Source organism: Acinetobacter calcoaceticus (genome assembly GCF_900520355.1).
GTDB lineage: Bacteria > Pseudomonadota > Gammaproteobacteria > Pseudomonadales > Moraxellaceae > Acinetobacter > Acinetobacter calcoaceticus_C.
In genome coordinates this window covers 3,833,808-3,846,289 of record NZ_LS999521.1, presented here as the reverse complement: position 1 = coordinate 3,846,289, position 12,482 = coordinate 3,833,808, and the positions used below count along the sequence as shown (strand labels likewise).

At 39.9% G+C, this 12,482-nt stretch carries 9 protein-coding genes; 8 read left to right on the top strand and 1 reads right to left on the bottom strand.

Annotation, left to right across the window (positions count from 1 at the left end; all coding sequences use genetic code 11):
• The first annotated feature begins 97 nt into the window (after window positions 1-97).
• The 5 genes from AC2117_RS18400 to galE all read left to right on the top strand — a co-directional run bounded on the left by AC2117_RS18400 (window position 98) and on the right by galE (window position 6,915).
• On the top strand, window positions 98-1,972 hold the full coding sequence (locus AC2117_RS18400) for a polysaccharide biosynthesis protein (RefSeq protein ID WP_080026083.1): 1,875 nt from the start codon (window positions 98-100) through the stop codon (window positions 1,970-1,972).
• An 11-nt stretch (window positions 1,973-1,983) separates the two neighbouring features.
• Window positions 1,984-2,859 carry a UTP--glucose-1-phosphate uridylyltransferase GalU gene (galU, locus tag AC2117_RS18395; protein ID WP_080026084.1) on the top strand — a complete coding sequence of 292 codons (876 nt, stop codon included), beginning with the start codon at window positions 1,984-1,986 and terminating at the stop codon, window positions 2,857-2,859.
• 117 nt (window positions 2,860-2,976) lie between these two features.
• Window positions 2,977-4,239 (top strand): nucleotide sugar dehydrogenase, encoded by a 1,263-nt coding sequence (locus AC2117_RS18390; RefSeq protein WP_133975995.1) that lies wholly within the window; start codon window positions 2,977-2,979, stop codon window positions 4,237-4,239.
• On the top strand, window positions 4,236-5,906 hold the full coding sequence (pgi, locus tag AC2117_RS18385) for a glucose-6-phosphate isomerase (protein ID WP_133975993.1): 1,671 nt from the start codon (window positions 4,236-4,238) through the stop codon (window positions 5,904-5,906). The genes AC2117_RS18390 and pgi overlap by 4 nt, the downstream gene beginning before the upstream one ends.
• A complete protein-coding gene (gene galE, locus AC2117_RS18380) occupies window positions 5,899-6,915 on the top strand; it encodes a UDP-glucose 4-epimerase GalE (RefSeq protein WP_133975991.1) in 1,017 nt (338 codons plus the stop codon). The genes pgi and galE overlap by 8 nt, the downstream gene beginning before the upstream one ends.
• A gap of 42 nt (window positions 6,916-6,957) precedes the next feature.
• Here galE and AC2117_RS18375 read toward each other — a convergent pair whose 3' ends face one another.
• Window positions 6,958-8,328, bottom strand: coding sequence for a phosphomannomutase CpsG (locus AC2117_RS18375; RefSeq protein WP_133975989.1), 1,371 nt, complete (start codon window positions 8,326-8,328; stop codon window positions 6,958-6,960).
• Between the two features lie 374 nt (window positions 8,329-8,702).
• On the opposite strand from AC2117_RS18375, the gene lldP reads away from it, so the two are divergent.
• The 3 genes from lldP to lldD are packed head-to-tail and all read left to right on the top strand — an operon-like array spanning window position 8,703 to window position 12,290.
• Entirely contained in the window at window positions 8,703-10,370 is a 1,668-nt protein-coding gene (gene lldP, locus AC2117_RS18370) for an L-lactate permease (RefSeq protein WP_171459080.1), read from the top strand.
• A 37-nt stretch (window positions 10,371-10,407) separates the two neighbouring features.
• A complete protein-coding gene (gene lldR, locus AC2117_RS18365; RefSeq protein ID WP_264757597.1) occupies window positions 10,408-11,142 on the top strand; it encodes a transcriptional regulator LldR in 735 nt (244 codons plus the stop codon).
• Window positions 11,139-12,290 carry an FMN-dependent L-lactate dehydrogenase LldD gene (gene lldD / locus AC2117_RS18360; protein WP_133975983.1) on the top strand — a complete coding sequence of 384 codons (1,152 nt, stop codon included), beginning with the start codon at window positions 11,139-11,141 and terminating at the stop codon, window positions 12,288-12,290. The genes lldR and lldD overlap by 4 nt, the downstream gene beginning before the upstream one ends.
• The last annotated feature ends 192 nt before the right edge of the window (window positions 12,291-12,482 follow it).

Here is a 12,482-nt window from a genome sequence, read left to right as displayed (position 1 = left end):
ATTTAAAGTTATGTAACCGCTGCGTAAATTTTATTTCTAGTTATATGAGAAATGAGTATAAATATCGCACGGTTACTAGAACGATTAGAAGAGTATTGTGAAAAAGATTATTTATCAGTTTGCGTCTGCCCCAAGACTCACCAAACAATGTTTTTTGGTTCTTGTAGACCTTTTTGCGTTTCCTGTTATTTTGTGGCTATGTTATGCCATTCGACTGTTTGATTTAGGTGCTGAAGTTATCCCAGGGATTAACTATGGAGTAGCGATCGTTACTATCATTGCTATTTTAAGTTTAATGGTAACTGGGGTATATCGCTTTATTGTTCGTACTTTTAACGAAGCCTTTATTGCAAAATTAGCGCTTGCTGTTGCACTGATGGTAGTTGTTTTATATGGCCTAAATGCATTCTCGGCAGCTTTTGTTCCAACATCAATTCCATTGATGTTTGGTTTCTTAATGTTTAGTTGGATTTGGTGTAGCCGTGCATTTATCCGATTTATTGTAAAGTCTGCATTACTCACAGGGGAAGAGAGAAAGCGTATCGCAATTTATGGTGCAGGTGATGCTGGTCAGCAAATTGCAGCTGTGCTTTATCGTTCAGGCAACCATTTACCTGTCTTCTTCATTGATGATAATAGTTCTTTGCAAGACCATATGGTTGGTGGTTTAAAAGTACTATCTTTAGAAAAAGCTTTACAACGGTTTGAAAAATATAAAACTGATGAAATTTTATTAGCGTTACCTTCAGTAGGTCGCGTACGCAAAAGTGAAATTATTCAACAGTTAGAACCTGCACATCTTAAAATTACTGAACTTCCTGGCCTTACTCAGCTAGTTGATGGTGAACTAAAAGTTGCTGATATTCGTGAAGTAGACATTGTTGATTTATTGGGACGTGACCCAGTACCACCTGTAGATCATTTACTTGCAAAAAATATTCATAATAAAATCGTAATGGTAACTGGTGCTGGTGGTTCTATTGGCTCAGAGTTATGTCGACAAATTATTAAAAATCAACCTAAAATGTTGATCATTTATGAAATTACGGAATTTGCTCTTTACAGTATAGATAGAGAATTACGTCTAAGCGCTCAATGTGAAATTGTTCCAATTCTAGGTACTGTTCAGGATCAACAAAAATTAGAGCGTATTATTGAGCAATATAGTGTACAGACTGTTTATCATGCCGCTGCCTATAAACATGTACCTTTAGTAGAATGTAACCCGATTGCTGGCCTCAAGAACAATGCGATTGGAACAGCGAATAGTTTAAATGCAGCTGTGAAAAAGGGTGTTGAGACATTCGTTCTAATTTCGACTGATAAAGCAGTACGTCCAACTAATGTTATGGGTGCATCAAAACGCATGGCCGAACTTTATTGTCAGGCAATGGCTGAAGCCCAGCAACGGACTCAAATTAGTATTGTACGTTTTGGTAATGTATTAGGGTCTTCAGGCTCTGTAGTTCCCTTATTTAAAAATCAGATTGCAAAAGGTGGTCCTATTACTGTGACCCATCCAGATGTAACACGCTACTTCATGACGATTCCTGAAGCATCTCAGTTAGTTATTCAAGCTGGTGCCCTAGGTAAAGGTGGAGATGTCTTTTTACTTGATATGGGGGAACCTGTCCGTATTCAGGATTTAGCTCGACAAATGATTTCTTTAAGTGGTCTAACTGTGCGTGAACAAGACTCAGAGCAAGGGGATATCGCAATTCACTACAGCGGATTACGCCCAGGTGAAAAACTTTATGAAGAATTATTAATTGATCAAGAAAATACTGAATATACCGAGCACAGTAGAATTCTTCGATCATTTGAAAAGTTTTATCCTCTTACAGAGATTCAAGAGGTTTTTGAGCGGGTTAATAATATGACTGCTGTTCAAAAAGATATTGATTGGGCTCTTTGTCAACTCGAGCACTATGTCGATGGTTATAAACGTAGCAAAGATATTATGGTTAATTAGAGAGTGAATGTGTGATTAAAAAGGCAGTTTTACCGGTAGCTGGATTAGGTACACGTTTTTTACCAGCAAGTAAGTCAATTCCCAAAGAAATGGTCACAGTGGTAGATCGTCCTGCAATTGAATATGTAGTGCGTGAAGCTGTAGAGGCTGGAATTGAGCAAATTATTTTGGTCACTCATTCATCTAAGGCATCAATTGAAAATTATTTTGATCGAAACTTTGAACTAGAAACGACTCTAGAGCAAAAGAAAAAGTTCGATTTACTTGAAGAAATTACACAGATTATTCCACCTCATGTGAGTGTGGTAAGTGTAAGGCAGCCTCAACCTTTGGGTTTGGGGCATGCTGTTTTATGTGCAAAAAGTATTGTTGGGCAAGATGATTTTGCTGTGTTATTGCCAGATGTATTGGTTCAAGATAACTCAGGGAAAAATGATCTATCGCGTATGATTTCACGCTATGAAGCAAGTCAAGCTGCTCAAATCATGGTTGAGGCAGTACCAGATCATCTTGTAGATCAATATGGAATTGTTGATGTGAAGCAGAGCCCGAATGAGGGTGAAAGTATTGCTATGCAGGGAATTATCGAAAAGCCTGCTATAGGTTCTGCACCTTCTAATTTATCCGTGGTGGGGCGTTATATTTTACCTGCTAAGATTATGCAGCTTTTGGAAAATACACCCAAAGGTGCGGGTAATGAAATTCAGTTAACTGATGCGATCGCGATGCTTCAACAAACTGATACCGTTGAAGCCTATCGGATGCAAGGCCAAACTTTTGACTGTGGCAGCAAGCTTGGCTATTTGAAAGCTGTACTACACTATGGTGTTGCACACCCTAAGTTAGGATTGGAATTTAAACAGCTGATTCAAGAACTTAAATTATAAAGTTTTGTAGTTCTGCTTAAGTATTTGTAAAAACTACTGAATATAGTAGCTGAGCAGTATATTCTCTTCCTGTAAAGGGAAGAGAAATCTATAAAATACGAAAAAATCAGGTGTGCAATGAAAATCGCAGTATTTGGAACAACGTTACATGCCGGCGTGATGGCAGCGTTATTAGCTGAATATGGTAATCAAATTTACTGGTGTACAAGTGTCACCTGTGAAGAAAATATTTCTGTACTTTCGTATCAAGATCAAGACGTAAATAATTATTTAAATAAACAGCGAAAAGCGGGTTTCTTAAAAGAGAGCCCTTTTTCTGAGATTCCTTTAGATATTGAAGTTTATTTATTCTGTTTTAGTCCTACACAAATTGAACTTGCATTAAAAACGGTTGAGAAATTGAGTGAACGACCAATTGTTCACCCACGTTTAATGATTAATGGTTCTACTTTTGGTTTGCACGGTACAGAAAAATTAAAACAGCATTTGCCAAAAGATGAGTGGGTTTACTTTCCTGATGTGATTCAAGAAGGTAATGCCATCAACAGCGTATTAAATGTAAAGCATGTCATTATCGGTGTAGAATCTAGAGATGCAAGTGAAACTATGCAAGAGTTATTGCGTCCTTTTTTCCAATTTAGTTATCAATATTTATTTATGCCAATTTTAGATGCTGAGTTCACCAAACTTAGTATTTCAGGCATGTTGGCAACCCGCATTAGTTATATGAATGACTTGGCTATGGTCGCTGAAAAGTTAGGTATTGATATTTCGAATGTAAAGCATGGTATTGCTGCTGACACACGTATTGGTGCTGCCTATTTATCGCCAGGTGTAGGATTTGGCGGTGAGAATTTTTCGCATGATATTTTAACACTTTCGAGCACTGTGTCTGAAACTGGAACAAAAAGCCGCCTTTTGGAACAAGTTTGGGCGATTAATGAGCAGCAGAAAGAAATTTTATTCCGTAAGTTATGGAATTATTATCACTGTAGCCTAAACGGTAAAACAGTTGCGATTTGGGGTGCATCCTTTAAAGAGAGCACTTCAAATATACATAATTCACCAATTCATATTTTATTAGCTGCATTATGGGCGCAAGGTGTAATAGTACGTCTGCATGACCCTCAAGCTTTAGATGAAATAGCTGCAACTTATGGGCATCGTGAAGATTTAATTTTATGTACTGATCAATATGAGGCAGTACGAGATGCTCATGCGTTATGTCTAGTCACTGCATGGAAGCAATATTGGAGTCCTGACTTTAAGCAACTACAACAGTTAATGAAACATCCTTTAATTTTGGATGGACGTAATATTTATGATCCGGCTTATGTAAAGGCGAAAGGTTTTGCTTATGAAGGAGTAGGTCGCTTATGAGTAAATCAATTGAGCAATTTCCAAAGGAATTAGTCTCACCTTTAGCTCATCTTCAAACTTTAGGTGAAAAAAACTCAAAATTACATATAAAAGAGCTGTTTGCTTTAGAGCCAGATCGTTTTCAAAATTATTCTGTAAAATTTGATCAATTATTTTTTGATTATAGTAAGCACCGCTTAACCAAAGATATTTTGGAACAATTGGTAGCTCTCGCGAATACTAAAAATTTAACTGAATGGATTAATCGCCTTTTTTCACAAAATAAAATTAACTGTACTGAACAACGTGAAGCAAAGCACTGGGCATTGCGGTTACCTGCTGACTATTCGAAGTTCCCCGATTTAACAGAACAAGTTCATAACCAGTTACAACGTATGTATGCCTTAGTGGAAAAAATCCATGCAGGACAATATCGTGGTTCAACTGGCGAGGTGATTCAAGACGTTGTCAATATTGGGGTGGGTGGTTCTGATTTAGGACCGCAAATGGTCACTCATGCATTATCTGATTTTAAGGTGAAAACGGCTAAACCTTTAAATACGCACTTTGTTTCAACGATGGACGGTAGCCAGTTGTCTGAGTTACTGCACCAGCTTCGCCCAGAAACAACACTCTTTATTATTTCTTCGAAGTCTTTTGGTACGATTGATACTTTATCAAATGCTCAAACGGTGCGTCAGTGGCTTGAAAAAGCGTTAGGAACACATGCTCGTGTATTAAAAAGTCATTTCGTTGGCGTATCTACAAAAGCAGACAAAATGACCGAATGGGGGATCGCCCCTGAAAACCAGCTATTACTATGGGACTGGGTAGGTGGACGCTATTCTCTATGGTCTTGTATAGGCTTACCTATAGCCTTGACGATTGGTGTGGAAGGTTTTCAGCAACTTTTAGCAGGGGCTCATGCAGTCGATGAGCATTTTCAAAATACGAGTTTTGATCAAAATATTCCGGTTTTAATGGCACTGTTAGGAATTTGGAATAATAACTTTTTAAATATTCATACCCATGCGGTATTACCTTATGATGGGCGTTTAAAATATTTTGCTGCGTACTTGCAGCAGCTAGAAATGGAATCTAATGGTAAGTCAGTACAGCGCAGTGGCCTAAAAGTTGAGCTTGATACTTGCCCTATTATATGGGGAGAGGTTGGACCAAATGCTCAACATGCCTTCTATCAATTGTTACACCAAGGAACGCAAGCTGTAAGTTGTGACTTTATTGCCCCAGTCCAACGTTATAATGCAGATCATTTTACCTATGTGGAAAATGCAGAAGCTCTAGTCGAACAACATCATCTTGCACTTTCAAACTGTTTAGCACAGTCAAGATTATTAGCCTTTGGCAATGAAGCTTTAGACTCGACTGAATTAGAGAATTTACCAATTTATAAGCAGTATGAAGGTAATCAACCAAGTTCTACATTATTATTGAAAGAATTAAACCCCTATAGTTTAGGAATGTTGATTGCTTTATATGAGCATAAAGTTTTTGTGCAGTCAGTGATCTGGAATATTAACCCGTTTGATCAGTGGGGAGTTGAGAAAGGTAAGCAAATTGCTGATCAGTTACTTCCGATTTTAAACGGTGTTCAAAATGACCTTTCAACACTTGATGCTTCAACGCGTGGATTAATTAAAATATTGTTAGGAAAAGTAGATGGCTAAAATTCTAGTCACTGGTGGTGCAGGTTATATTGGTTCACACACATGTGTTGAGCTTTTGCAGGCTGGTCATGACGTTATTGTTTTTGATAATCTATCAAACAGCTCAGAAGAATCTTTAAATAGAGTTCAAGATATCGCTCAAAAAAGTTTAACTTTTGTGCAGGGTGATATTCGTAATGCAGATGAGCTTGATCGTGTATTTCAAGAGCATTCTATTGACGCTGTGATCCACTTTGCTGGTTTAAAAGCCGTAGGTGAAAGCCAAGAAAAACCGCTCATTTATTTTGATAATAATATTGCGGGTAGCATTCAACTGGTTAACTCGATGGAAAAGGCTGGTGTTTATACACTTGTATTTAGCTCCTCTGCAACAGTGTATGACGAAGGTAATATATCGCCATTAAACGAAGACATGCCAACAGGTATACCAAGTAATAACTATGGTTATACTAAGTTGATTGTTGAACAATTATTGCAAAAGTTGTCGGCTTCTACTCCAGAATGGTCAATAGCATTGCTTCGTTATTTTAACCCAGTCGGTGCACATAAGAGTGGGCGTATTGGTGAAGATCCACAAGGTATTCCAAATAATTTAATGCCGTATGTGACTCAAGTTGCTGTGGGTCGCCGTGAGAAATTATCTATTTATGGTAGTGACTATGACACGGTAGATGGCACTGGTGTACGTGACTATATTCATGTGGTTGACTTAGCGAATGCGCATTTGTGTGCTCTAAATAACCGATTACAGTCGAAAGGTTGCCGAGCATGGAATATCGGTACAGGTAATGGTTCATCTGTTTTGCAAGTTAAAGACACCTTTGAGCAAGTTAATGGTATGCCTGTAGCCTTTGAGTTTGTAGCACGTCGAGCTGGCGATGTTGCGACTTCTTTTGCAGACAATACCCGTGCAGTTGCTGAGTTGGGTTGGCAACCGCAACATAGTTTAGAGGATATGCTTGCTGATAGCTGGAACTGGCAGAAACAAAATCCTAATGGATATAATTAAATACCAATAAAAAGGAGCGAATCGCTCCTTTTTTATTATGGATTAGTTCTGAATCAATCCTGTCAATTCGTCTACATAATGTTGCATAGGCTGAGCGTGGCGGTCTGCCCGACTTTCGATGTTTAAACGTAGTAAGGGCTCGGTGTTGGATGCACGGACGTTAAAACGCCATGCGCCAAAGTCGAGGCTTACGCCATCGGTACGATCAATTTGTGGTTGCTGTTCTGCGTAGTAATCAAAAATCTTTTGAATAGTGGTTTGTGTGTTTTCCACTTTAAAGTTGATTTCACCGCTACAAGGGAACTTGGCAATCATATTTTCAACCAGAGTTGAGAGGGATTGTCTAGTTTCCGAGAGTAGGGCAACGGTGAGTAACCACGGAATCATGCCGCTGTCGCAGTAAGCAAAGTCACGGAAGTAGTGATGGGCACTCATTTCGCCGCCGTATACGGCATTGTGTTCACGCATGACATCTTTAATAAAGGCATGACCAGACTTTGACTGTACAGCAACGCCGTTGTATTGATTAACAATATCAAAGGTGTTCCAAACCAACCGTGGGTCATGAACAATTTTTTCGCCAGGTTGTTTAATCAAGAAAGCTTGAGCCAATAGGCCAACAATATAGTAGCCTTCAATGAACTGACCTTTTTCATCAAACAGGAAACAACGGTCAAAGTCGCCATCCCATGCAATTCCCATATCTGCTTTATGTTCAAGTACAGCATTTCGGGTACTGTCACGGTTTTCAATTAAAATTGGGTTAGGAATCCCATTTGGGAAGGTGCCGTCTGCTTCATGGTGAATTTTGATAAATTCAACAGGTACGTTAAGCGATTTGAATTTTTCTTCAATGGCATCAATGACGTGACCAGCTGCACCATTACCCGCATTTACCACTAATTTTAATGGGCGGATTTTTGCTGGTTCAATATAAGTGAGTAAATGTTCAACAAATTCAGGCAAGATGTTATAACTTTGAGTAGTGCCTTTTTGGCTAACCTCTTCAAAGTGATTGGTTTCTGCCAAAGCCTGAATTTCTTTTAAACCTGTATCTGCACTAATTGGACGAGCATTTTCTCGTACCAGTTTCATACCGTTATAGTCCATTGGGTTATGACTAGCGGTAACTTCAATACCACCTTGTACATCTAAATGAAAAGCGGCGAAATAGACCTCTTCAGTACCCGTCATGCCTAAGTCAAGCACATTCACACCAGCATCATTTAGGCCTCGAATGGTCGCTTGTTTTAAAGACTCACTGCTTAGACGAATATCACAACCGACTACCACAGTCTTTGGTTTATAGATCTGTCCATAAGCACGGCCAATTTTATAGGTGATTTCTTCATTCAATTCGGTGCCGAGTTTACCTCGGATATCATAGGCTTTAAAACACGTTAAAGTAGTCATTATTCAGTTCAATACAAATGATTTGAGTTTTGAGCATTATTATACATTTCTCAATTAATGGTTATGTTTATAGTTTTTATATTCAAGTTTTACGCTTTATTTCTGTAGATCAGATCTAAATTTATAAGATCTTTTTTACAACTTTAGTCTAATAATAAAATTTATAAATAAGAAATAGCTTGATTTTACTTGGACCTATTGGTCATACCAATTATATTGCTTATTTAATGGTTGATCTTGTTAATAGGTGTATTTATGATGCGACCTATGGTTTAAGGAATAACATTTGCGCTTAAATTTTAATTGGTAATACCAATTGTGCTAAATGTTTAAAATTTTAAGGTACAAAAAATTCGCCCCAGCATTTCAAGGAGATGACAATGCTCAATATGTGGCAACAACTTTATGACCCTTTAAATAATATTTGGCTGTCCAGTGCAGTTGCATTAATCCCGATTATTTTCTTCTTTTTGGCCTTGGCGGTTTTTCGTTTAAAAGGCAGTATTGCGGGTACGGGCACAGTCATTCTTGCATTGTTGATCGCTCTCTTTTTCTATCAAATGCCGGGTCAAATGGCCTTTGCATCCATTATTTATGGTTTCTTCTACGGTTTATGGCCAATTTCATGGATCATTATTGGGGCAGTCTTTTTATATAAAATTTCGGTAAAAACAGGCCAGTTTGAGGTGATTCGCTCAAGCATTTTGTCAATTACCGAAGATCAGCGCCTACAAATGTTACTGGTTGGCTTTGCTTTTGGTACTTTCCTGGAGGGAGCTGCCGGTTTTGGTGCTCCTGTCGCAATTACTGCTGCACTGCTCGTTGGTTTGGGTTTTAAACCACTTTACGCTGCCGGTTTATGTTTGATTGTGAATACTGCGCCAGTTGCTTTTGGTGCGATGGGCATTCCAATTATTGTGGCGGGGCAGGTTTCTGGTGTAGATACCATGGAAATTAGCCAGATGGTTGGACGTCAGTTGCCGTTTTTAACGCTAATTGTGCTGTTCTGGATCATGGCCATTATGGATGGCTGGCGTGGCGTTAAAGAAACTTGGCCTGCTGTAGTGGTTGGTGGTGGCGCTTTTGCGATTGCACAATATCTAACATCTAACTTTATTGGTCCTGAATTACCTGATATTACGGCGGCAATTGCTTCATTGGTCAGCCTGACTGTGTTGTTCCGTTTCTGGAAACCAAAACATATTTTCCGTTTTGAACCTGAAGCTGGTCAAACGCTAACTCAGCAACCTACAACGATTCAGCGTTATAGTATTGGGAAAATTGTTAAGGCGTGGTCTCCATTTGCCATCTTAACGGCCATGGTGACGATCTGGAGTGTTAAGCCATTTAAAGCATTGTTTGCAAAAGATGGCGCACTGGAACATTTAATTTTTAAACTTGAAGTGCCGTACTTGCATAAATTGGTCGAAAAAATGCCGCCGATTGTGTCAGAGATGAAACCATATGAAGCGATTTATAAGTTTGACTGGTTCTCTGCGACAGGTACTGCAATTTTTATTGCTGCAATTATCACTGCTATTTTCTTGAAAATGAAAGCGAGTGAGGCAGTAACGACCTTTGGTGAAACACTAAATGAGTTAAAAACACCAATTTATTCAATTGGTATGGTGTTAGCTTTTGCTTTTATTGCGAACTATTCAGGATTATCTGCAACTTTAGCTTTGGCTCTATCGCATACGGGTCATGCTTTTACTTTCTTCTCGCCATTCTTAGGTTGGCTTGGTGTGTTTCTTACGGGTTCAGATACATCTTCAAATGCTTTGTTCTCCGCATTACAAGCGACCACTGCTCAGCAGATTGGTATTCCAGAAGTATTGCTTGTAGCAGCGAATACCAGTGGTGGTGTGACAGGTAAGATGATTTCTCCACAGTCGATTGCAATTGCTTGCGCAGCAGTAGGCTTGGTTGGAAAAGAATCTGACTTGTTCCGTTTCACGGTAAAACATAGCATCATATTCACTGTCTTTGTTGGCATCATTATTACGGTTCAGGCTTATCTAGTTCCGTGGATGATTCCATAACTCGAGTGAAGGAAACGCGATGAGAATCTCCGATCAAGTGGTCATGAAATTGCAGGCATTAATTGAAGAGCGTCACATGAGAAAAGGTGACCGTTTGCCTGCCGAGCGCCAGCTTGCAACTAGCTTAGGGGTTTCTCGTCCTTCTTTGCGTGAAGCAATTCAACAGCTCAATAGTCAAGGTGTGCTTATTAGCCGCCGTGGAGATGGGACTTATATTCAACAGTTACCTGAACAGTGGCCACAGCAACTCATTGTGAACCCGATTAGCAACCTGATGGAAGAAGATCCGCTTTACCGTTTTGATGTACAAGAGGCGCGGCTATTACTCGAGGGGGGCACGGCATGGTATGCGGCATTGCGCTCAACACCTGAAGATCGCGCCAAAATTCATCATTATTTTAATGAAATTAGTCGCCATCAAAATGCGGGTGACTCAGCGCAGGCGGCGGTTGCAGATGCCGAATTTCATTTAGCTATTGCTGAGGCTTCGCATAATGTTGTGCTGATTCAAATGATGCGCAGCTTGTTTGATTTGCTGCAATACAACGTCTTGTTGGGACGTAAAAAAGTCTATAACGATCCGATAAATGGTGACTTGCTGAGTGAACAGCATTTTCAGGTGATGGATGCTATTGATCGTAAAGATCCCGAGGCCGCACGCCAAGCTGTCTGCGGTCATATTGAATTTGTGATTAATCATGTGCGTTCTCTGGATGAAGATGAAGCTCGCCAGAAACGTGCAAACCGTTTAAATAGAGTTGATTTAAAATGATTATTTCTTCTGGCAATGATTACCGTGCTGCGGCACAGCGTCGCTTACCTCCATTTTTATTTCATTACATCGATGGTGGAGCGTATTCGGAATATACATTAAAGCGCAACGTACAAGATTTGTCAGAAATTGCATTGCGTCAACGTGTGCTGAATGACATGTCAGCTTTAAGTTTAGAGACAAAACTGTTTAATGAAACCTTGTCGATGCCAGTTGCGTTGGCTCCTGTCGGTTTAACAGGCATGTATGCGCGCCGCGGTGAAGTTCAGGCCGCGATGGCAGCCGATAAAAAGGGTATTCCATTTACGCTTTCAACGGTTTCTGTTTGTCCGATTGAAGAAGTGGCACCTGCAATCAGCCGTCCAATGTGGTTCCAGCTTTATGTATTACGTGACCGTGGTTTTATGCGTAATGCTTTGGAACGTGCTAAAGCAGCAGGCTGCTCAACACTAGTGTTTACTGTAGATATGCCTGTGCCGGGTGCGCGTTATCGCGATGCCCATTCTGGAATGAGTGGGTCTAATGCGGCTATGCGCCGTTATGTGCAGTCAATGTTTCATCCGCATTGGGCATGGAATGTGGGGTTAATGGGTCGTCCGCACGACTTAGGTAATATTTCTAAATATTTAGGTAAACCAACTGGACTTGAAGATTATATCGGCTGGTTGGGTTCAAACTTCGACCCATCGATTTCATGGAAAGACCTTGAGTGGATCCGTGAATTTTGGGATGGCCCAATGGTCATTAAAGGTATTTTAGACCCTGAAGATGCCAAAGATGCTGTACGTTTTGGTGCAGATGGCATTGTGGTATCTAACCATGGCGGTCGTCAGTTAGATGGCGTGATGTCATCTGCCCGTGCGTTGCCTGCAATTGCTGATGCAGTGAAAGGTGATTTGGCGATTTTGGCTGACTCAGGCATTCGTAATGGTTTGGATGTGGTGCGTATGTTGGCACTCGGTGCAGATACAGTGTTACTTGGCCGCGCATTTGTTTATGCCTTGGCAGCAGCAGGTGGGCAAGGGGTGTCGAACTTGCTTGATTTGATTGATAAGGAAATGCGTGTTGCGATGACGCTCACGGGTGCTAAGTCAATTCAGGATATTAATGCGGATTGTTTAGTACAGGCGATGAAGCAAGGTTTTTAAGAAATAACTTTTTAAGTGAAGCAGTAAGCACAGCCTTAAAATTTGGTGATTTGCTAATGTTTTACGTATAGGTGTTTGTCACTTTTGAAAGGTCAAAAGTAACCAAAAACCTTTTGTTGAGCAAACAGTACTTCCTTGTACTGTTACTCAACAGGCGGCATCCATGCCGCCAACCGAGATAGTAAATATAGG

Coding starts and splice junctions, on each gene's coding strand:
- AC2117_RS18390 (WP_133975995.1), top strand. CDS start 2,977: ATGAAAATCGCAGTATTTGGAACAACGTTACATGCCGGCGTGATGGCA.
- pgi (WP_133975993.1), top strand. CDS start 4,236: ATGAGTAAATCAATTGAGCAATTTCCAAAGGAATTAGTCTCACCTTTA.
- galE (WP_133975991.1), top strand. CDS start 5,899: ATGGCTAAAATTCTAGTCACTGGTGGTGCAGGTTATATTGGTTCACAC.
- AC2117_RS18375 (WP_133975989.1), bottom strand. CDS start 8,328: ATGACTACTTTAACGTGTTTTAAAGCCTATGATATCCGAGGTAAACTC.
- lldP (WP_171459080.1), top strand. CDS start 8,703: ATGACAATGCTCAATATGTGGCAACAACTTTATGACCCTTTAAATAAT.
- lldD (WP_133975983.1), top strand. CDS start 11,139: ATGATTATTTCTTCTGGCAATGATTACCGTGCTGCGGCACAGCGTCGC.